A 21469-nucleotide genomic window follows, 5' to 3' on the forward strand; every position below is an offset into this window, starting at 1 on the left:
ACGGGTCGGGCATCTGCACCTGTTCCACGTGGAACAGGTCGCTCCTCAGCATCTCGCGGGGGAGAGCCGTCACCGTGCCCCACGCGTCATGACCACCACGGTAGTGGCAGCGGACCCCAGCGACGCACCGACCGCCCGCGGGTGGATGTCGCGCATGCCCGCCGCCTCCAGTTCGGGAACCAGCGACGGCAACTCCTCGAGCGCGCGGGCACCCACGAGGGCGACCAACTGGGTGCCCGGGCGCAGCAGGCCACGGCACCAGCCGACCAGCCGGGGGAGCGGTGCGACCGCGCGGGCGGTGACGACGTCGACCTCGCCCACGGCGACGGCGACGGATCGCTCCTCGGCCCGCCCGCGGAGCACCCGCCAGGGCGTCCGCTGGACCTCGGACAGCTCGCTGACCGCCTCCTGCAGGAACTCGACCCGCCGGGCCATCGGCTCGACCAGCGTCAGCGCGACGTCGGGGCGCGCGAGACCCAGCGGGATGCCCGGCAGGCCCGCTCCGCTGCCCACGTCGACCACCCGCGCACCCTCGGGCACCGCCTCGGCCACGGCGGCGCTGTTGAGCACGTGCCGCTCCCACAGACGCGGCACCTCGCGCGGGCCGATGAGGCCACGGGTCACGCCGTCGGAGGCGAGCTTGGCGACGAAGGCCAGCGCCGCGGGCAGGGCGTCGCCGAAGACCTCCGCGGCCACCGGGGGCGGCGGAGGGGCCTCGGGCGTGCGCTCCGCCTCGGTCACGCGTCCGGCAGGACCACGACGCGGCGGTTCGGCTCCTCGCCCTCCGACTCGCTGTGCACGCCGGTCACGCCGGCGATCACGTCGTGGACGACCTTGCGCTCGAACGGGTTCATCGGGCTGAGCCGCTCCGGCTGGCCGCTCTCGGCGACCCGGCGGGCCGTCTCGCCCGCCAGGCCGGTGAGGTCGGTCCGCCGCTTGGCCCGGAAGCCACCGACGTCCAGCATCAGCCGGCTGCGGACGCCGGTGGACTGCGCGACGGCGAGCCGGGTGAGCTCCTGCAGCGCCTCCAGCGTGGCGCCGTCCGGGCCGATCAGGTCGTTCAGCCGACCGCCCACGATCGCGACCGACGCGCGGTCGCCCTCGACGTCGAGGTCGATGTCACCGTCCACGTCGAGGATGTCGAGGAGCCGCTCCAGGTAGTCCCCGGCGACGTCACCCTCCTGGACGAGCAGGGCCTCCCCACGCGGCCCGGTGGACGCAGGAGCCGCACCGGCCCCGTCCGTCTCGAGGTCGGCGGGCTCGACGAGCGCGTCGTCGCTGGCCGCATCGGCGTCCGGGAGCGCCGGAGCGCTGTCGATGGGGTGCTGCTGAGGGGCACTCACGGAGATTCCTCCACTGTCGGTTCGGGCATCCGGGATGGCCCCGGTGGTCGAGGTCCGGACCGCAGTCCGGAGTGCGCCGTCAACGGCGTTTGCGCTTGCCCCGGTTCGCGGGGCCCTGGCCGGCCCGGCCGGCGCCCCCGCGGGGTCCGTTGCCGGCCGCTCCGCCCGGTCGGCCGTCCGCCGCACCGGCGGCCGTCGCGCCGTTCGGCGTCGTGCCGTCCACCGCGCCGTCGACCGTGCTCTCGGGTGCGGCGGTCGCGGGGCGGCCCGGCTTCGGGCGCACCGGCTTGGCTCCGGGCTTGGGGGCGAGGGTCTTCGGGTCGATCACGGGCTTGTCGGCAGCGGCCTTGGCCTTGGCCGCGGGCGAGCCGGCCGGCGGCAGCTTGCGGAGGATGAAGAACTGCTGGCCGAACGTCCAGGCGTTGTTCACGACCCAGTAGAGGAGGACGCCGATCGGGAAGAAGAAGCCCGTGACGAAAAGGCTCAGCGGCATGCCGTAGAGCAGCAGCTTCTGCACCATGGCGGCCTGGCCCTCGACGGGGCCGGAGCGCTTCATGACCTGCTTCTGGGTGAAGAAGGTGGTCAGGCACATCAGCGGGATGAGGATCAGCGCGACGGTGCGGATGCTGCCGTAGGTGACCCCGTCCAGGGCCAGGATCGCCTGCTCCTTGGCACCGTCCATGTTGAACGACGAGGAGATCGGCGCTCCGAACAGATCGGCGCGGGCCGCCTGGTCGGTGAGCTCGTCGGACCAGCTGTAGAGGCCGTCCTTGTCCGGGGCCAGCCGGCGCAGCACGTGGAAGAGCGAGATGAAGATCGGGATCTGCGGCAGGATCGGCAGGCAGCCGGCCAGCGGGTTGACCCCACGCTCCTTCTGCAGCGCCATGATCGCCTGGCTCATGCCCTGGCGGTCGCTGCCGTACTGCTTGCGCAGCTTCGCGATCTCGGGCTGCAGCTCCTGCATCGCCCGCTGCGACTTCACCTGCTTGACGAACAGCGGGAAGAGCAGCAGCCGGACGGTGACGACCAGCAGCGCGATCGACAGCGCCCAGGTGAGGCCGCCGGCCGGGTCGAGGAAGGTCGAGAGCACGTCGTGCCACCGGGCCATCACCCAGGCGATCGCGGTGTACAGCCAGTCAAGCAACGGAGGTCTCCTCGTTCGCCCGGCGCAGGGCCGGCGGGGTGGCACGGTCGGATGAGGGTGCCGCCGTCGGAGGCACCGCAGTGCTCGACGCCTGGGCAGGCAGGCTGGTTCCGGAGAGGGGCGGCACGTGGTCCACCCCGCCGGGGTGCCAGGGCGCGCACTTCAGGATCCGGCGCAGGGCGAGCCAGCTCCCGCGCGCGGCTCCGTGTCGCTCGATCGCCTCGGCGGCGTATGCGCTGCAGGTGGGGTAGAAGCGGCACCGCGGCGGCAGCGCGGGGCTGATCGCCCGCGAGTAGAAGCCGACGACGGCCAGCAGCGCCCGTCGCACCGGTGCGCGCCCGCTCATCGGTCGGCCCGAGGGCCGAGCAGCCGGTCCAGGCCGCGGCTCAGGTCACGGTGCAGTTCCGCCGAGCCGGCGGACGCCGCCTCCGGCCGAGCACGCACGACCAGGTCGGCCGTGGCCGGCAGGCGGTCGAGCTCGGCGCGGACCACCGCGCGGAGCCGGCGCGTCACGCGATGGCGGACGACGGAGTTGCCCACCGACCTGCCCACCACGAAACCGGCCCGAGCACCGGACGGCAGCACCGGGCGCGCGTTCTCGCTGCGTGCCGGATGACCGCCCGCGTGCGCGGGCCGTTCGGGGAGGAGGTGGAGCACCATGGTCGGCCGCCCGGCACGTCGACCGGACCGGACGACCGCGGTGAACTCCGGGCGCCGGCGCAGGCGTGCCTGCGCGGGCAGCACGTCAGGCGGAGAGCTTCTCGCGACCCTTGCGCCGGCGGCCGGCGAGGATCGCTCGGCCGGCGCGGGTGCGCATCCGCAGCCGGAAGCCGTGGGTCTTGGACCGGCGACGGTTGTTCGGCTGGAACGTGCGCTTGCTCACGAGGTACTCCCACTATCACGTTCGGCGGTGCGCGCCACCGGTGGGCGGACGCGCGCGGGGTGCCGGCCGGGACGGCGTTCGCCGCACCCACCCCGGACCCCGGAAGCTGGTCTTTCCGCAACGAGCCCCACACCCACCAGCCGCGCGCGAGGCGGGCATGGCGGCAGGAGCCGTCACGGACTCCGGACAGCATAACCGAGGATTCCCGCCCGACGGTGGCGGGGATTCATCCGGACCGCCCATGATGCCCCGACCGGGGTGGCGGGCCGGCGGCGGCGCGCCGCCGCGACGCGCCCGGAACCGGAACCGCGTCGTTGCCGGGCTGTGGACGGGGCTGTTAGCGTCGCCGTCGCCCCGCACCGGACGACAGGGTCACGGCGCGTGGGCCGACCCGAAGGTCAACCGAGCCCCCGTAGCGCCCGCAGACCCCGACGACGGGGTGCTGACCAGCAGAAACGCTGGCCAGTCCCCGGCCCTCGCCGGCCCCGGTGGCATCGCCACCGGTCGTGCACAGCCTGTGGACACCCGTGTGGAACACGAGCGTCCGCAGCTGCCGTGGGGGAACGCACCAGATCCGCCGGCAGGCACCACGCTGACGGGATCGGAACGCCACGGGGGACCGACCACCGGGGTCGACTGCATGGGGAGGACGACGGCATGGCGGACGCCACGCTGGACCTGGCGACGGTCTGGGACCAGATCCGGGAGCGGCTGGCCACCAGCCTCTCCCCGCAGCAGAACGCCATGCTGAACCTGACCCGCCCGCTGGGGCTGGTCGAGGACACGGCGGTGCTCGCCGCACCCAACGAGTTCACCCAGACCGTGCTGGAGTCGCGGATGCGCCGGGTGCTCGCCGAGGCGCTGTCCGAGCAGTTCGGCCGGGACATCCGCGTCGCGATCCAGCTCGAGGACGCGCCGGCCCAGGACGACGAGCAGGCCGACCCCGAGCCGACCCGTCGTCCGTGGTCGGCCTCCGAGGCGGCGCTCGAGGCACGCCGGGCGGCCGAGGACCAGGCGACGCGCGACCGTGCCGACGACGGCCGGAGCGCGTTCGGCGTCCGGACCGACGTCGTCGGCACCGCCCCCTGGGACCGCGACTCCCGCGACTCCCGCGACTCGCACGAGGAGCCCGCCGCCGGCCGCCCCTCCGAGGTACGCGAGCTGCGGCCGCTGGACGGGGGCCGCCCGCCGGTCGACCGCGGCGCACCCGAGGACTGGAGCACCACCCCCTGGGGGCCACCCGACTCCGGTTCGGGATCGCAGGACTGGGGCGGCGGTGACGACGGCCAGTCCGCCGACGTCCTGCCGTTCGACCTCTCCTCCACCGAGGGTGAACGGCACAGTTCGCGGGCCGGCGGCGGCCGCGGACGCCGACCGGAGACCAACCGGCCCGCCGGGCTGGATCCGGGCATGAACCCCAAGTACGTCTTCGACAGCTTCGTCATCGGCAACAGCAACCGGTTCGCCCACGCCGCCGCCGTCGCCGTGGCCGAGGCGCCGGCGCGCGCCTACAACCCGCTGTTCATCTACGGCGAGTCCGGGCTGGGCAAGACGCACCTGCTGCACGCGATCGGCCACTACGCGGCGCGGATGTTCCCCAACGTCAAGGTGCGCTACGTCAGCACCGAGGAGTTCACGAACGAGTTCATCAACCTGGTGCACTCCGGCCGGGCCGAGGACTTCCGCCGGCGCTACCGCGACATCGACTTCCTGCTGATCGACGACATCCAGTTCCTGGAGCGCGCCGAGCGGACGCAGGAGGAGTTCTTCCACACCTTCAACACGCTGCACAACGCCAGCAAGCAGATCGTCATCACCTCCGACCGCGCCCCGAAGAAGCTGACGACGCTGGAGGACCGGCTGCGCACCCGCTTCGAGTGGGGCCTGATCACCGACGTCCAGGCGCCCGACCTCGAGACCCGCATCGCCATCCTGCGCAAGAAGGCCTGGGGCGAGCGGCTGCAGGTGCCCGACGCCGTCCTCGAGTTCATCGCCAGCAAGGTGCAGACCAACATCCGCGAGCTCGAGGGCGCGCTGATCCGCGTCACCGCCTTCGCCTCGCTGAACAAGCAGCAGGTCGACCTGCCCCTCGCCGAGCTGGTGCTCAAGGACCTCATCAGCGACGAGCAGGGCCCGCAGATCACCGCGGCGATCATCATGGCTGCCACCGCCGAGTACTTCTCCGTGACGATGGAGGAGCTGCAGGGCTCCAACCGCAGCCGCACGCTGGTCAACGCCCGGCAGATCGCCATGTACCTGTGCCGCGAGCTGACCGAACTGTCCCTGCCGCGCATCGGTGCCTCGTTCGGCGGCAAGGACCACACCACGGTCATGCACGCCGTCAAGAAGATCACCAACCTGATGAGCGAGCGGCGGGCCACCTACACCCAGGTCACCGAGCTCACCGCACGCATCAAGAGCCGCGCGAGGCAGTGACAGGGCGGTCCTCCGGACCGCACCGCCACCGTTTGCCGTTCCCCCCACCTGCGCTGAGCGGGTCCATCACGCCCGTCCCGGGGTCCAGCCGTGCGGACGGACGTCCAGCCGCGTGGTGGCGCGGCTGGACGTCGATCGACATGGCTGGAGCGCCGACGGAGCGGTTCGTCGTCCGCTCGTCACCCGGTCGTCGGGCAGCCGCCACCCCGAGGTCGACAAGTCGCTGTCCACAGTTGTGTGGAACCCGGTGGACGACGAAATCCCAGTTCCGGCGGGACGGGGACTGGTCATCGACCGGCTCCCGCGTCGACACATCGAGAAGTTGTCCCCAGACATGTGCACAGCCTGGGGAGATCCCTCACCGAGCCGGTTCGTGACGTCACCCCGGTCCTCGACGGCGGATCCCACGCGGCGCCGGCCACACCGGCCGACCCGCGTCTGACCTGGGGTTATGTCGTCACAGGGCGTCCGGAGGTCGCCGCGGGGTCCAGCCGTCGCAGCCGGGCCTGCTCGGGCGTGCACAGGGGATGGGGACGGACAGGGGGCAACCAGGGGAGTGCAGGTGGACGGGGAGCGGCCGCTGTGCACGGCGGTCGAGTTGTCCACGTGTCGACAACAGATCGACGGTCACCGCCCACATCGGGCCAACAGGGCTGGTGGGGCCCTGACCTGCGCAAAGGGCCTCGATCCCCAGCTTCCACACGTGTGATGACGAAGATGAGGTACTTCTACCCAAATTTTCTTGAACCACATTCTGGGTGGGGACGCTCCCCTGGGCAGGCCTCGCGGAGCCTCGACAGCAGCACCAGGTGTGGTCGGTGGAGCACTCATCGAGGGACAGGGTTTCCCCCCGAGGGCACCCAGCAGGCACCATGAGCACCGCACCGGGGCAGGAGGCCAGACCTCGTCCCCCGATGCACCGTGGACGCAGAAGAGATCGGGTGGATGGACAGATGAAGTTCCGGGTGGCACGAGAGGTGCTCGCCGACACCGTCGCGTGGACGGCGCGCAGCCTGCCGCCGCGCCCCTCGGTGCCCGTCCTCGCCGGCATCCTGCTGGAGGTCGACGGCAACCAGCTGTCGGTGTCGGGCTTCGACTACGAGGTCTCCGCCCGCGCGGAGGCCGACGTCCAGGCCACCGAGAACGGCCGGGTCCTGGTGCCCGGCCGGCTCCTCGCCGAGATCACCCGCGCCCTGCCGCCGCACCCGGTGGACATCACCGCCGACGGGCCGCGGCTGGCGATCACCTGCGGCAACGCCCGGTTCAGCCTGCCGACCCTGCCGGTGGAGGACTACCCGTCCCTCCCGCACATGCCGTCGTCGGCCGGCGTCGTCGACAGCGACGTCTTCGCCGAGGCCGTGAGCCAGGTGGCCGTGGCCGCCGGCCGGGACGACACGCTGCCCATGCTCACCGGCGTCCGGCTGGAGATCGAGGGCGACCAGATCACCCTCGCCGCCACCGACCGCTACCGGCTGGCCGTGCGCGAGTTCGCCTGGCGCCCCGACACCTCCGGGCTGTCCGCCGCCGTGCTGGTCCCCGCCCGCACCCTGGCCGACGCCGCGAAGACGCTCACCAGCGGACCGGAGATCACCGTGTCGCTGTCCTCGGGGAGCTCCGGCGAGGGCATCCTCGGCCTCTCCGGCAAGGACCGGCAGACCACGACCCGGCTGCTCGACGCCGAGTTCGTGAAGTACCGCGCGATCATGCCGAACGAGTCCGCCTCCAGCGCCACGCTGCCGGTCGGCCTGTTCACCGATGCGGCCAAGCGCGTCGCCCTCGTCGCCGAGCGCGGCACGCCGCTGCGCTGCGAGTTCACCCCCGGCCAGGTCACCCTGCGCGCCGGCGGCACCGACGACGAGGGTCAGGCGGAGGAGCGCTGCGACGTCGACTTCGACGGTGAGCCGCTGACCATCGGCTTCAACCCGACGTTCCTGCTGGACGGGCTGGCCGCCGTGCACACCTCGCGGGCGCGGATGGACTTCACCAGCCCGCTCAAGCCGGCGGTCCTCTCCGGTGTCGAGGAGCCCGCCGAGGGCGACGACGCCCCGGCGCCGCGACCGGGCAGCTACCGCTACCTGATCATGCCGGTGCGCCTTCCGGGCTGAGCCCCGTCGGGCGGCACCGCGTCGCCACGCGCACGATGGGGCACTGACCAGGACGTGCAAGCCGAGAGGGGACATCCGCCGTGCAGCTGGGGCTGATCGGGCTGGGCAAGATGGGCGGCAACATGGCCGAGCGGATCCGCCGCGCCGGTCACGAGGTGGTGGGCTACGACCGCGCGCCCGGCAAACGGGACGTCGACAGCCTGCCGGCGCTGGTGGAGGCGCTCGCCGCGCCCCGCGTGGTGTGGGTGATGGTGCCCTCGGGTGAGCCGACCCGGGAGACGGTGAAGGAGCTCGCCGGGCTGCTCGAGCCCGGCGACGTGATCGTCGACGGCGGCAACTCGAAGTACACCGATGACCAGGTGCACGACGTGCTGTGCCGCGAGCAGGGCGTCGGCTACGTCGACGCCGGCGTCTCCGGCGGGGTCTGGGGCCTGGAGAACGGCTACGCGCTGATGGTGGGCGGCACCGCCGAGGACGTCGCCAAGGTCCAGCCCGTCTTCGACGCGCTCAAGCCGCCGGCCCCCACCGACGAGTCCGGTCAGCCCATCGGCGGTGACGCGGGCTTCGTGCACGCGGGCCCCGTCGGGGCCGGCCACTTCAGCAAGATGGTCCACAACGGCATCGAGTACGCGATGATGCAGGCCTACGGCGAGGGCTACGAGCTGCTCGAGGCCGTGGACCTGATCGAGGACGTGCCCGGTGTCATCAAGTCCTGGACCCAGGGCACGGTCATCCGGTCCTGGCTGCTGGACCTGCTGGTCCGCGCCCTGGAGGAGGACCCGGCGCTGGACCGGGTGCGCGGCTACGCCGAGGACTCCGGTGAGGGGCGCTGGACCGTCGAGCAGGCGATCGAGAACGCCGTCCCGATGCCGACGATCGCGGCCTCGCTGTTCGCCCGTTTCTCCTCCCGCCAGGAGGACTCGCCGACCATGAAGGCGGTCGCCGCGCTGCGCAACCAGTTCGGTGGGCACGCCGTCCGGGCGGTGGAGCAGGCCGAGGCCGAGCGCCCGGCATGACGACCCCGCCGCGTCCCCCCGGGAGGGCAGGAATGGCCATGTCTGCCCTCCCGGTGCGCTGAGCCCAGGTGTACGTCCGGCACCTGCAGCTCGGCTCCTTCCGCAGCTGGGAGCACGTGGACCTGCCCCTGTCGCCGGGCCCGACGGTCTTCGTGGGCCGCAACGGCGAGGGCAAGACCAACCTGGTCGAGGCCGTGGGCTACCTGGCGACGATGAGCAGCCACCGCGTCTCGGCCGACGCGCCGCTGGTGCGGCACGGCGCGGCCCAGGCGGTGGTGCGCGCCGCGCTCCGGCGCGGCGACCGCGAGCTGCTGGTCGAGATCGAGATCAACCCCGGCCGGGCCAACCGGGTACGGGTCAACCGGGCGCCGATGCAGCGCCCGCGCGACTGGCTCGGCATGGTGCGGACGGTGCTGTTCGCGCCCGAGGACCTCGCGCTGGTCCGCGGCGACCCGACCGAGCGCCGGCGGTTCCTGGACGAGTTGCTGGTCAGCCGCACGCCCCGGCTGGCGGGGGTGCGCGCCGACTACGACCGCGTCCTCAAGCAGCGCAACGCGCTGCTCAAGACCGCGCGGCTGGCGCGGGGCAAGGCGATCGAGACCCTGGACGTCTGGGACGGGCACCTCACCGACCTGGGCGGTCAGCTCCTGTTCGCGCGGCTGGGGCTGATCGCCGACCTCGCCCCGCAGCTGACCGAGGCGTACGCGCGGGTGGCCGGGGACGGCGCGCTCGCCGCGGGCCTGGGCTACTCCTCGACCACCCCGCTGGCCGGGGACGGCGCGGCGCTGCGCCCCGACTGCACGTTGCCGACGGCGGCGGAGCTGACCGAGGCGATGCGCGAGCGGGTGGCCGAGCGGCGGGGTGACGAGCTCGACCGCGGGATGACGCTCGTCGGCCCGCACCGCGACGACCTGGTCATCCACCTGGGCCCGGCACCGGCGAAGGGCTTCGCCAGCCACGGGGAGTCCTGGTCGCTGGCGCTGGGGTTGAAGCTGGCGACGTTCGCCCTGCTGCGCGCCGAGGGCGAGGACCCGATCCTGATCCTGGACGACGTGTTCGCCACGCTGGACGCCGAGCGTCGCGCGGCGCTGGCCGAGGTGGCACGCTCGGCCGAGCAGACGCTCATCACCGCGGCGGTCCTCGAGGACGTCCCGGCGGAGCTGCGCGGGGGCCGGGTCGAGGTGGGCGGCGGCACCGCACGCGTGCTCGATCCCGGAGAGGTGGCGACGAGCGATGAGCGATGAGCGACCGGCCCGGCCGAGCGACATCGCCCGCGCCGCGCTGGAGGCGGCCCGCGCGGCCTCCGCGGCCCGCCCGCGGCCGACCCGCCGGCGGATCGCCGGGCCGCGCCGGTCGTGGAGCGGTCCGGGCCCCGGCGCCGACGATCCGCAGCCGCTGGGCCGGCTGGTGGACTCGCTGGTCGCCCAGCAGGACTGGTCCGAGCGCACGCGCACCGGGGCGGTCTTCGGCCGGTGGGAGATGCTGGTCGGACCGGAGATCGCCGCGCACTGCGCGCCGCAGACGCTGACCGAGGGCGAACTGCTGATCGTCGCGGAGTCCACCGCCTGGGCCACCCAGCTGCGGCTGCTGGCGCCGACGATCCTGGGCAAGCTGCGCGCGGGGGTCGGCGGGGACGTCGTGACCCGGTTGCGCGTTGTCGGACCGACGGCCCCCAGTTGGAAGAAGGGCCCGCGCTCCGTGCGCGGGCGGGGGCCCCGCGACACGTACGGATAGCAGGCACACGACGGAAGGGCAGCGATGAGCACGCCTCGGGACCGCAACGGCTCGGACGACGACGACGCCGGCCGCGGCTGGCAGGAGCCGCCGCACCTCGGGGGCGACGAGCCCACCCGGGACGAGCCCGCGCAGGACGGGCCGGCCCAGGAGGACCCCAACTTCGCCGACCGCCGCAAGCAGCCCCGCGACAGCGACCCGTCGGTCGACCCCGCGACCTGGCGGCCCGCCGGGTGGGACCTGCCCGACGCCGAGCCCCAGCGGCCGGCGCGCGAGCCGTCCGCCGCCGAGTCGTCCGCCGCCGAGCCATCGGGCATCGACCCCGGCTGGGCCCCGCCGCAGCAGGACCAGGTGCAGCAGGCCCCGCCCCAGGAGGCGCCCGTGCGGCGCGGCCTCTTCGGGGGCCGCCGCCAGCGCGATCCCGAGATGGAGCGGGCGTTCACCTACGAGGGCGACGTCGTCGGCGCGCAGGGCTGGGCGCTCCAGCGCGGCTGGACCATCTCCGACGGCACCGCCCCCGAGGACGCCGCGCTGCAGGAGCTGATCGCCTCGGCGCCGGTGCGGCTGACCAAGGACCACCGGCCGGGCAGCGTGCTGCGCGGCCGGGCCGGAACGCTCGACCTGGTCGCCTTCGACGCCGTCTACACGTCGGGCCGGCACGTGGTGCCGGAGTACGCCATCACCGCCGCCCCGCTGCTCGGTGCGCCGCCCGCGCTGCGGCTCTCCCCGGCCCGGCTGTGGAAGCACGGCGTCGGCGGGATGGTGCAGATCCCGTCGGACGACCCGGACTTCGACCGCCGCTGGACGCTGCTGGCGGTCGAGGACGGCCCGCAGGTGCGGCGGCTCGTCGCCGATCCCGAGGTCCGGCGGCTGCTGCTCGGCACCGACGACGGCGACGAGTTCTGGACGACGGGCGGTTTCCTGGCGGCGATCCGGCCGGACGGCCACCGCCCCCAGCTGATCGAGCACCACACCCGGCTGCTCACCGCCCTCGTCGCCGCGCTGGCCGCCGGGTTCTGACCGGGCTGATCCGCTGACTCCTCCCGACCGCCCCGGGTCGACGGCCACCCCGACCGGCGCCGGCCCCCGCGAGCTGCTGCCCCTGCTGCGGCCGCACCGCCGTGCGCTGGCCGCGGCGGCGGGGCTGTCCCTCGTGTCCGCGGCCGGCGCGCTCGCCCAGCCTGCGCTGGTCGCGCGGGTGATCGACGCCGTCGGGTCGGGGCGTCCGCTGCTGCCCGTCGTCTCGGTGCTGGTCGTGGTGCTGCTGGCCGCCTCGGCGCTGGGCGCCTTCCAGCAGTACCTGCTGCAGCGCACCGCCGAGGGCGTCGTCCTCACCACCCGCCGGCTGCTCGCCGACCGGCTGCTGCGGTTGCCGGTGGCCGAGTACGACCGACGCCGGACCGGCGACCTGATGTCGAGGGTGGGCGCGGACACCACGCTGCTGCGCGCGACGGTCACCTCCGGCGTCGTCGACGTCGCGGGATCCGTGGTGCTCGGGGTCGGCGCCGTGATCGCGATGGCGCTGGTCGACGTCTGGCTGCTGCTGCTCACCCTCGTCTCGGTCGCCGTCGGCCTCACCGTCGTGGTGCTGGCCTCGCGCGGTGTGCGACGGCTGTCGCGCCTGGCGCAGGAGGAGGTCGGGGCGATGACCGCGGCCGTCGAGCGGGCGCTGTCGGCCGTGCGCACCATCCGCGCCAGCGGCGCCACCACCCGCGAGGTGGCGACGGTGGGCGGCAGCGCGCGGCGGGCGTTCGACGCCGGCGTGCGACTGGCCCGGCTCGAGTCGCTGATCGCCCCGGCCGGGTCGATCGCCGTCCAGGGCGCCTTCCTGGCGGTGCTCGGCGTCGGCGGCTACCGCGTCGCGAACGGCTCCATCAGCGTGGCGTCGCTGGTCGCCTTCATCCTCTACCTGTTCCTGCTGGTCATGCCGCTGGGCCATGCGATCTCGGCGTGGACCCAGCTGCAGACCGGGCTGGGTGCGCTGACCCGCATCCAGGAGATCCTCGCGCTCGAGCCGGAGGAGGACGGGCGGCCCGAGCGGACGGGAGCCGGTCCGCGCCCCGGTGCACCCCTGCTCGCGCTGGAGGACGTCTCCTTCGCCTATCCCGACGGGACGCCGGTGCTGCGCGGGGTCTCCTTCGAGGTGGCCGCCGGCAGCCGGGTCGCCCTGGTCGGCCCCTCGGGCGCGGGCAAGTCCACGGTCCTGGCGCTGATCGAGGGCTTCTACCCGGTCGGCGACGGCGCGGTCCGCTGGGCGGGGACGGACGTCCGTGAGCTGCCGCGGGCGGCGCTGCGGGCGCGGCTGGGCTACGTCGAGCAGGAGGCACCCGTCCTGGCCGGCACGGTGCGCGACAACCTGCTGCTCACCCGGCCGGACGCGACCGATCCCGAGCTGTGGGCGGTGCTCGCGGACGTGGGCCTCACCGAGGTCGTCCGCCGGTCCCCGCGCGGGCTGGACGTGCTGGTCGGCGACGAGGGCGTGCTGCTCTCCGGCGGCGAGCGCCAGCGGCTGGCGATCGCCCGCTCGCTGCTGGCCCGGCCCGAGCTGCTGCTGCTCGACGAGCCCACCGCCAGCCTCGACGCGCGCAACGAGGGGCTGCTGCGGGAGACGCTCGCCGCCGCCTCGGCCGACCGCGCCCTGCTCGTCGTCGCGCACCGGCTCTCGACGGTCCTCGACAGCGACCAGATCGTGGTGCTCGACCAGGGCCGCGTGGTCGCCCGCGGCACGCATGCCGAGCTCGTGGACAGCAGCCCGCTGTACCGGGAGCTCGCCACCGCCCAGCTCCTCGTGTGACCCGCTGGGATCAGGTGACCTGATCCCAGCGCGTCCTCCCGCACGGTCTGCGGTGAGGGAGGACGCGGGACGGTGAGGGAGGACGGCGGGCGACGGCGTCAGCCGCGCCGCTCGGCGGCCCCGGCGATGCCCTTGATCATGCCGCCGAAGACGATCCCGTGGAACGCGGCGACCGTCCACCAGTAGGCGTGCCCGGCGAGGCCGTGCGGCGCGAAGGTGGCCCGCTGCCGCAGCGTCGTCGTGCCCTGCCCCCCGTCCGCGGAGTCGTGTTCCACGTGGAACTCCAGCCAGGCCAGGCCGGGCACGCGCATCTCGGCGCGCAGCCGGAGCAGCCGGCCGCGCTCGAGCTCCTCCACCCGCCAGAAGTCGAGGGCGTCGCCGGCGTAGAGCCGGTCGGGGTCGCGGCGGCCGCGGCGCAGCCCGACCCCGCCGACCGCCCGGTCCAAGAGCCCGCGCACCCGCCACGCCAGCGGGAACGAGTACCACCCGCGCTCGCCGCCGATGCCCTCGACGACCCGCCAGACGGCGGCGGGATCCGCGCTGGTGGACCGGGTCCGGTCGTCGACGTAGAGGCTGCCGCCCGCCCAGTCGGGGTCGGTCGGCAGCGGGTCCGACGGAGCGCCGGGCACCGACGCCGAGGCCCACCGCGTGGCGACGGCGGAGTCGCGCACCCGCTGCACCGCCAGCTCCACCGCCTCGTCGAAGCCGAGCAGCCCCTCGGGCGGATCCGGCACGTGCTCGGCGATGTCGTGCTCGCCGCAGACCACGGTGTTGCGCAGCGACTCCACCAGGGGACGGGCGATCCCGGCCGGCACCGGCGTGATCAGGCCGACCCAGTGGCTGGACAGCGAGGGGCTGAACAGCGGCACCGGCAGGATCCGGCGGCGCGGCAGGGCGGCGACCTCGGCGTACCGCTGCATCATCTCGGCGTAGTTCATGACGTCGGGCCCGCCGACGTCGAAGCACCGGTTCACCTCGGCCGGCAGGCCGGCGCTGCCGACGAGGTAGCGCAGCACGTCCCGGACGGCGATCGGCTGGATGCGGCTGTGCACCCAGCGCGGCGTGACCATCACCGGCAGCCGCTCGGTCAGGTACCGGAGCATCTCGAACGACGCCGAGCCCGAACCGAGCACCATCGCCGCGCGGAGCACGGCCGTCGGGACGCCGGAGGCGAGCAGGATGTCGGCGACCTCGGTGCGCGAGCGCAGGTGCGGGGAGAGCTCCTCGTCTTGCGGGCGCAGCGCCCCGAGGTAGACCAGTCGGCCGACACCGGCGGTGCGGGCCGCGTCGGCCATGACCCGGGCGGTCCGGCGGTCGGTCTCCTCGAACTCCGGCCCGGCGCCGAGGGCGTGGATCAGGTAGTAGACGACGTCGACGCCGGCGCAGGCGGCGGCGACCTGGGCGGCGTCGGTCGCGTCCGCGCGGGCCACCTCGACCTGGCCGGCCCAGGGGTGGTCCCGGATCCGGTCGGGGTTGCGGGTCATCACCCGCACGCGGTGACCGGCCGCCAGCAGCTCGGGCACCAGCCGCCCGCCGATGTAGCCGGTCGCGCCCGTGACCAGGCAGAGCGTGGGTTCCGAGGAGGGCATGCCGCCGAGTGTCGGCGCTCTCCGGTCGGGGCGCCCGAATCGCGCAGGCGCAGGTCGCGCAGGACGATCGACGCGGCCGCCGCCGGCCCCGCGCACCACCGTCCCCCGGAGGGCCCGATGGCCGACGCCACCACCGACGAGCGCACCGCCGACGGCCAGCCGGCGCTCAAGCGGGTCATGGGCCCGGGGCTGCTGCTGCTGTTCATCGTCGGCGACGTCCTGGGCACCGGGATCTACGCGCTCACCGGCCAGGTGGCCGCCGAGGTGGGCGGCGCCGTCTGGCTGCCGTTCCTGGTGGCCTTCCTCGTCGCGCTGGTGACCGCGTTCAGCTACCTGGAGCTGGTGACGAAGTACCCGCAGGCCGCGGGTGCGGCGCTGTACACGCACAAGGCCTTCGGCGTGCACTTCCTGACGTTCGTCGTGGCCTTCGCGGTGATGAGCTCGGGCATCACGTCGGCGTCGACCGCCGCCCGCGCGTTCAGCGCGAACTTCGCCAGCGTGTTCGAGCTCGACCTGGGCGACGGCATCGGGATCACCCTGATCGGGTTGGCCTTCATGTCGCTGGTGGCCCTGGTCAACCACCGCGGGGTCGGCGAGAGCGTCAAGGCCAACGTCGTCCTCACCTGCGTGGAGCTGACCGGCCTGCTCATCGTGATCGGCGTCGGTGTCTGGGCCCTCGGCGGTGGGAGCGGCGACTTCTCGCGGGTCACCGAGTTCGACACCGGCGAGCGATCGGTGGTGGGCGGCGTCATCGCCGCGACCGGGCTGGCGTTCTTCGCGATGGTCGGCTTCGAGGACTCGGTGAACATGGCCGAGGAGTGCAAGGAGCCGCGGCGGATCTTCCCCCGGGTGCTGCTCGCCGGGCTGGTGGCCACCGGCGTCATCTACGTGCTGGTGTCGATCTCGGCGATCGCGCTGGTGCCGGCCGACGACCTGAGCGAGGGCGACACCCCGCTGCTGAAGGTGATCGAGGCCGGTGCCCCCGGCTTCCCGATCGGGCTGTTCGGCGTCATCACGATGTTCGCCGTCGCCAACTCGGCGCTGATCAACATGCTCATGGCCAGCCGGCTGGTCTACGGCCTGAGCCGGGAGCGGGTCCTGCCGCCGCTGCTGGGCCGGGTGCACGCGCGCCGCCGCACGCCGACGACGGCGATCCTGTTCACCACCGCGCTCGCCTTCGGGCTGATCACCTTCGTCGGGGCGGTGCCGGCGCTCGGCGGCACCACCGCCCTGCTGCTGCTGCTGGTGTTCACCGTGGTCAACGTGGCGGTGCTGGTGCTCCGGCGCGACGGCGTCGACGCAGACCACTTCCGCACCCCGACGGTGCTGCTGGTCATCGGCGCCCTGGCCTGCGGATTCCTCGCCACGCCCTTCGCCGGGCGGCCGACGGAGGAGTACCGGATCGCCGGGATCCTGCTGGCGATCGGCGTCGTCCTCTGGTTCGTGACCGTGCTCGTGACCCGCCGGACGGGCGGTCGACCGGCGTCGTTCGACCCGCAGAACCTCAGTGGCGAGCGGCCCGCGGGCCCGAAGAACTGACCGCGACCGGATGAGCCGCCCGAGGACGTCGTGTCGATAGCGGGGGCAGCACGGGTGGTGGCGGAGGCCCCCGTGGGGCCTCAGACACGACGTCAGGGCGTGGACGGCGGCATTCCTGTCGTAGCACCCGTTATCCTCGGATGCAGAAACCGCCAGCAACCGGCCCAGCGTCGTCCTGCGCCCCGACGGGCCCAGTGCCGTTCTGCGCGTCACCCCCCGCGAACACCGGGGGAACGCGTGCCGGTTGCGCGAAAGGAAGGCCCCCCGTGGTCGCAGCACCGCAGACCGAGAACGCCTACTCCGGCAGTTCGATCACCGTCCTCGAGGGTCTCGAGGCGGTCCGGAAGCGTCCCGGCATGTACATCGGGTCCACCGGTGAGCGTGGCCTGCACCACATGGTGTGGGAGGTCGTCGACAACGCCGTCGACGAAGCGCTGGCCGGCTACTGCGACACGGTGCGGGTCACCCTGCTGGCCGACGGCGGCGTGCGGGTCGAGGACAACGGCCGTGGCTTCCCGGTGGACATGCACCCGGTCGAGAAGCGGCCCACCCTCGAGGTGATCATGACCGTCCTGCACGCGGGCGGGAAGTTCGACGGCAAGAGCTACGGCGTCTCCGGCGGTCTGCACGGCGTGGGTGTCACCGTCGTCAACGCGCTGTCCAAGCGGCTCGAGGTGAACGTCTGGCGTGACGGCGCCGAGTGGTTCCAGCGCTACGACCTCGCCAAGCCCGGCCCGCTCGAGGAGGTCGGCGCCACGAAGAAGCGCGGCTCGGCGGTCACGTTCTGGGCCGACGGCGACATCTTCGAGACGACGACCTACTCGTTCGACACGATCAGCCGCCGGCTGCAGGAGATGGCCTTCCTCAACAAGGGCATCACGATCGTCCTGCGCGACGAGCGCCCGGGCCGCAGCAAGGTCGAGACGGGCATGGCCGAGGAGGTCTCGGTCGCCGAGGTGGCGGTCGAGGCGGGCCACGAGGAGGAGGGCTTCGAGCCCACCGAGATCACCTACCGGTACGACGGCGGCCTCGTCGACTACGTCGACCACATCAACGCCAAGAAGTCGCCGATCCACAAGTCGGTCATCAGCTTCGCCGCCGACGGCGTCGGCAAGAACGACATGCCGATGTCGATCGACGTCGCCATGCAGTGGTCCGAGGCGTACTCCGAGTCGGTCTACACGTTCGCCAACGTCATCAACACCCACGAGGGCGGCACGCACGAGGAGGGCTTCCGCGCGGCGCTGACCTCGATCGTGAACCGGTACGCCGAGGAGAAGAAGCTCTTCAAGACCAAGGACGAGAAGCTCACGGGTGAGGACATCCGCGAGGGCCTGGCCGCGATCATCTCGGTGAAGCTCGGCGACCCGCAGTTCGAGGGCCAGACCAAGACCAAGCTCGGCAACACCGAGGTCAAGGGCTTCGTCCAGAAGATCTGCAACGAGCAGATCCAGCACTGGTTCGAGGCCAACCCGACCGAGGCCAAGACGATCATCAACAAGGCCTCGTCCGCGGCCCGCGCCCGCCGTGCGGCGCAGGACGCCCGCAAGCTGGCCCGCAAGAACCTGCTGAGCAACAACTCGCTGCCGGGCAAGCTGGCCGACTGCCGCTCGACCGACCCGCGCGCCTCGGAGATCTACATCGTCGAGGGCGACTCGGCCGGCGGCTCCGCGAAGTCCGGCCGCGACTCGATGTTCCAGGCGATCCTGCCCATCCGCGGCAAGATCATCAACGTCGAGAAGGCGCGCATCGACCGGGTCCTCAAGAACAACGAGGTCCAGTCGATGATCACCGCGTTCGGCACGGGCATCCACGACGAGTTCGACGTCAGCAAGCTGCGCTATCACAAGATCGTGCTGATGGCCGACGCCGACGTCGACGGCCAGCACATCCGCACGCTGCTGCTGACCCTGCTGTTCCGCTTCATGCGGCCGCTGGTCGAGGCCGGCTACGTCTACCTCGCGCAGCCGCCGCTGTACAAGATCAAGTGGGGCGGCAAGTTCGGCGACGAGTACGTCTACACCGACCGCGAGCGCGACGCCGTCCTCGCGGCCGGCGCCGAGGCCGGCCGCAAGCTGCCCAAGGACGACGCCATCCAGCGCTTCAAGGGCCTCGGCGAGATGAACGCGACCGAGCTCTGGGAGACGACCATGAACCCGGAGACCCGGGTGCTGCTGCAGGTCACCCTCGACGACGCCGCGGCCGCCGACGAGCTCTTCAGCGTGCTGATGGGCGAGGACGTCGAGGCCCGCCGCAGCTTCATCACCCGCAATGCCAAGGACGTCCGCTTCCTCGACGTGTGAGTCGGGCGGCCCCCGCCCGGCGGGGGCCGGCCGCCGAGCAGCGACGTTGTCCACCTCTGTGCACCCACCTGTGGAGACCTGAACCGTGACCGAGACCCCTCCCCGCGACCGCGTCGAACCGGTCGATCTCCAGCAGGAGATGCAGCGGAGCTACATCGACTACGCGATGAGCGTGATCGTCGGCCGCGCCCTCCCCGAGGTCCGCGACGGACTCAAGCCGGTCCACCGCCGCGTCCTGTACGCGATGTTCGACCAGGGCTTCCGGCCCGACCGCAGCTACGTCAAGTGCGCCCGCGTCGTCGGTGAGGTGATGGGTAACTACCACCCGCACGGCGACAGCTCGATCTACGACGCCCTCGTGCGGCTGGCCCAGCCGTGGTCGATGCGGTACCCGCTGATCGACGGGCAGGGGAACTTCGGCTCGCCGGGCAACGACCCGGCCGCGGCCATGCGGTACACCGAGGCGCGGCTCACCCCGCTGGCCATGGAGATGCTCCGGGACATCGACGAGGACACCGTCGACTTCCAGCCCAACTACGACGGCAAGAACCAGGAGCCCCTGGTCCTGCCGGGGCGCATCCCGAACCTGCTGATCAACGGCTCCGCCGGCATCGCCGTCGGCATGGCCACCAACATGCCGCCGCACAACCTCCGCGAGATCGCCGAGGCGGTGTTCTGGGTGCTCGACCACCCGGACGCCGAGGCCGAGGAGTCCCTCGCCGCGTGCATGCAGCGGGTCAAGGGCCCGGACTTCCCGACCCACGGCCTGATCGTCGGCCGCGAGGGCATCGAGGACGCGTACCGCACCGGCCGTGGCTCGGTGCGCATGCGCGCCGTCGTCACCGTCGAGGAGGACTCGCGGGGCCGGGTGCAGCTGGTCTGCACCGAGCTGCCCTACCAGGTCAACCCGGACAACCTCGCCGAGTCCATCGCCGAGGCGGTCAAGGAGGGCCGGATCCAGGGCATCAGCGAGATCGCCGACGAGTCCAGCGACCGCGTCGGCCGCCGGCTGGTCTTCACGCTGCGCCGCGACGCCGTCGCCAAGGTCGTGCTGAACAATCTCTACAAGCACACCCAGCTGCAGACCACCTTCGGCTGCAACATGCTCTCCATCGTCGACGGCGTCCCCCGCACGCTGCGCCTCGACGAGCTCGTCCGCGAGTACGTGAACCACCAGATCGAGGTCATCCAGCGGCGCACGCGCTACCGGCTGCGCAAGGCCGAGGAGCGCGCGCACATCCTGCGCGGGTACGGCAAGGCGCTCGACCACCTCGACGACGTCATCGCCCTCATCCGCCGCAGCCCCTCGGCCGAGGAGGCGCGCTCCGGCCTGATGGAGCTCCTCGACGTCGACGAGATCCAGGCCGTCGCGATCCTCGACCTGCAGCTGCGCCGGCTCGCGGCCCTGGAGCGCCAGCGGATCCTCGACGAGCTGGCCGAGATCGAGGCGCGCATCGCCGACCTGCTCGACATCCTCGAGAAGCCGCTGCGCCAGCGGCAGATCATCAAGGACGAGCTCGCCGAGATCGTCGAGAAGTACGGCGACGACCGCCGCACCCAGTTCGTGGCGAACGAGGGCGACGTGTCGATGGAGGACCTCATCGCGGAGGAGGAGGTCGTCGTCACCATCACCCGCACCGGGTACGCCAAGCGGACGAAGAGCGACCTCTACCGCTCGCAGCGCCGCGGTGGCAAGGGCGTGATGGGCGCGGCCCTCAAGCAGGACGACATCGTCGACCACTTCTTCGTGGGCTCCACCCACGACTGGATCCTGTTCTTCACGAACAAGGGCCGGGTCTACCGCTCCAAGGCCTACGAGCTGCCGGAGGCCAACCGCACGGCCCGCGGCCAGCACGTGGCGAACATCCTCGCGTTCCAGCCGGACGAGAAGATCGCCCAGGTCATGCAGATCAAGGACTACACGGTCGCGCCGTTCCTGGTCCTCGCCACCGCCCGCGGGCAGGTGAAGAAGACCCGGCTGACCGACTTCGACTCCCCGCGCCAGGGCGGCGTCATCGCCATCAACCTGCGCGACGGCGACGAGCTGGTCGGTGCCGCGCTCATCGACAGCGAGTCCGACCTGCTGCTGGTGACCCGCAAGGCCATGTCGATCCGGTTCACCGCCGACGACACCGCGCTGCGCCCGATGGGCCGGGCGACCGAGGGCGTGCGCGGCATCGCGCTGTCCGAGGACGACCGGCTCCTGTCGCTCATGGTGGTGCAGGAGGGCGTCGACGTCCTCGTCGCCACCGAGCGCGGCTTCGCCAAGCGCACCGGGATCGAGAACTACCCGAACCAGGGCCGGGGCGGGAAGGGCGTGCTCACCGCCGACCCGAAGGCCCGAAAGGGTGCCCTGGTCGGCGCCCTCGCGGTCACCCTCGGGGACGAGCTCTACGCCATCACCTCCGGTGGTGGCGTGATCCGGACGCCGGTCAACGGGGTGCGACACAACAAGGACCGCGCGACCATGGGCGTCAAGCTCATGAACTTGCCGGAGGACGTGTCCATCGTGGCAATCGCGCGTACGACGGACAACGACGAGCCGTCGGCCTAGGGTGACGGCTGGTGACGATTGATCGGAGC

At 72.8% G+C, this 21469-nt stretch carries 17 protein-coding genes; 10 read left to right on the forward strand and 7 right to left on the reverse strand.

Annotated features, from left to right (window positions below):
* Window positions 1-69: 69 nt before the first annotated feature.
* The 6 genes from rsmG to rpmH form a co-directional block, all read right to left on the reverse strand.
* Window positions 70-741, reverse strand: coding sequence for a 16S rRNA (guanine(527)-N(7))-methyltransferase RsmG (gene rsmG, locus CRP29_RS19860; RefSeq protein WP_097196765.1), 672 nt, complete (start codon window positions 739-741; stop codon window positions 70-72).
* Complete coding sequence (locus CRP29_RS19865; protein ID WP_097196766.1) at window positions 738-1343, reverse strand: Jag family protein; 606 nt, start codon at window positions 1341-1343, stop codon at window positions 738-740. Before CRP29_RS19865 ends, rsmG begins: the two co-directional genes overlap by 4 nt.
* Before the next feature lie 79 nt (window positions 1344-1422).
* Window positions 1423-2487, reverse strand: coding sequence for a membrane protein insertase YidC (gene yidC / locus CRP29_RS19870; protein ID WP_097196767.1), 1065 nt, complete (start codon window positions 2485-2487; stop codon window positions 1423-1425).
* A complete protein-coding gene (gene yidD, locus CRP29_RS23725) occupies window positions 2480-2833 on the reverse strand; it encodes a membrane protein insertion efficiency factor YidD (RefSeq protein ID WP_097196768.1) in 354 nt (117 codons plus the stop codon). Before yidD ends, yidC begins: the two co-directional genes overlap by 8 nt.
* A complete protein-coding gene (gene rnpA / locus CRP29_RS19880) occupies window positions 2830-3231 on the reverse strand; it encodes a ribonuclease P protein component (RefSeq protein WP_097196769.1) in 402 nt (133 codons plus the stop codon). The genes yidD and rnpA overlap by 4 nt, the downstream gene beginning before the upstream one ends.
* Window position 3232: 1 nt before the next feature.
* A complete protein-coding gene (rpmH, locus tag CRP29_RS19885) occupies window positions 3233-3370 on the reverse strand; it encodes a 50S ribosomal protein L34 (RefSeq protein WP_040338882.1) in 138 nt (45 codons plus the stop codon).
* A 657-nt stretch (window positions 3371-4027) separates the two neighbouring features.
* Between rpmH and dnaA the strand changes: the two genes are divergently transcribed.
* The 7 genes from dnaA (at window position 4028) to CRP29_RS19920 (ending at window position 13455) form a co-directional block, all read left to right on the forward strand.
* Entirely contained in the window at window positions 4028-5806 is a 1779-nt protein-coding gene (gene dnaA, locus CRP29_RS19890) for a chromosomal replication initiator protein DnaA (RefSeq protein WP_097196770.1), read from the forward strand.
* A gap of 953 nt (window positions 5807-6759) precedes the next feature.
* On the forward strand, window positions 6760-7911 hold the full coding sequence (gene dnaN, locus CRP29_RS19895) for a DNA polymerase III subunit beta (protein WP_097196771.1): 1152 nt from the start codon (window positions 6760-6762) through the stop codon (window positions 7909-7911).
* Between the two features lie 80 nt (window positions 7912-7991).
* Window positions 7992-8927 carry a phosphogluconate dehydrogenase (NAD(+)-dependent, decarboxylating) gene (gene gnd, locus CRP29_RS19900; protein WP_097196772.1) on the forward strand — a complete coding sequence of 312 codons (936 nt, stop codon included), beginning with the start codon at window positions 7992-7994 and terminating at the stop codon, window positions 8925-8927.
* A gap of 68 nt (window positions 8928-8995) precedes the next feature.
* Entirely contained in the window at window positions 8996-10171 is a 1176-nt protein-coding gene (gene recF, locus CRP29_RS19905; protein ID WP_097196773.1) for a DNA replication/repair protein RecF, read from the forward strand.
* A complete protein-coding gene (locus CRP29_RS19910) occupies window positions 10161-10661 on the forward strand; it encodes a DciA family protein (RefSeq protein ID WP_091991349.1) in 501 nt (166 codons plus the stop codon). The genes recF and CRP29_RS19910 overlap by 11 nt, the downstream gene beginning before the upstream one ends.
* A gap of 24 nt (window positions 10662-10685) precedes the next feature.
* Window positions 10686-11681 carry a hypothetical protein gene (locus CRP29_RS19915; protein ID WP_097196774.1) on the forward strand — a complete coding sequence of 332 codons (996 nt, stop codon included), beginning with the start codon at window positions 10686-10688 and terminating at the stop codon, window positions 11679-11681.
* Between the two features lie 106 nt (window positions 11682-11787).
* The gene (locus tag CRP29_RS19920) at window positions 11788-13455 is read left to right on the forward strand and encodes an ABC transporter ATP-binding protein (RefSeq protein ID WP_342745239.1); all 1668 of its coding nucleotides are present in this window, start codon (window positions 11788-11790) and stop codon (window positions 13453-13455) included.
* A gap of 98 nt (window positions 13456-13553) precedes the next feature.
* Here CRP29_RS19920 and CRP29_RS19925 read toward each other — a convergent pair whose 3' ends face one another.
* Window positions 13554-15044, reverse strand: a complete 1491-nt coding sequence (locus CRP29_RS19925) for an SDR family oxidoreductase (protein WP_097196776.1) — start codon at window positions 15042-15044, stop codon at window positions 13554-13556.
* 117 nt (window positions 15045-15161) lie between these two features.
* On the opposite strand from CRP29_RS19925, the gene CRP29_RS19930 reads away from it, so the two are divergent.
* From CRP29_RS19930 to gyrA, 3 genes are all read left to right on the forward strand, one after another.
* Entirely contained in the window at window positions 15162-16583 is a 1422-nt protein-coding gene (locus CRP29_RS19930; RefSeq protein WP_097196777.1) for an APC family permease, read from the forward strand.
* A gap of 266 nt (window positions 16584-16849) precedes the next feature.
* A complete protein-coding gene (gene gyrB, locus CRP29_RS19935; RefSeq protein ID WP_097196778.1) occupies window positions 16850-18886 on the forward strand; it encodes a DNA topoisomerase (ATP-hydrolyzing) subunit B in 2037 nt (678 codons plus the stop codon).
* An 85-nt stretch (window positions 18887-18971) separates the two neighbouring features.
* Entirely contained in the window at window positions 18972-21440 is a 2469-nt protein-coding gene (gene gyrA, locus CRP29_RS19940; RefSeq protein ID WP_097196779.1) for a DNA gyrase subunit A, read from the forward strand.
* The last annotated feature ends 29 nt before the right edge of the window (window positions 21441-21469 follow it).

Origin of the sequence: Blastococcus aggregatus, assembly GCF_900221005.1 — a bacterium.
GTDB classification, from domain to species: Bacteria; Actinomycetota; Actinomycetes; order Mycobacteriales; family Geodermatophilaceae; genus Blastococcus; species Blastococcus aggregatus.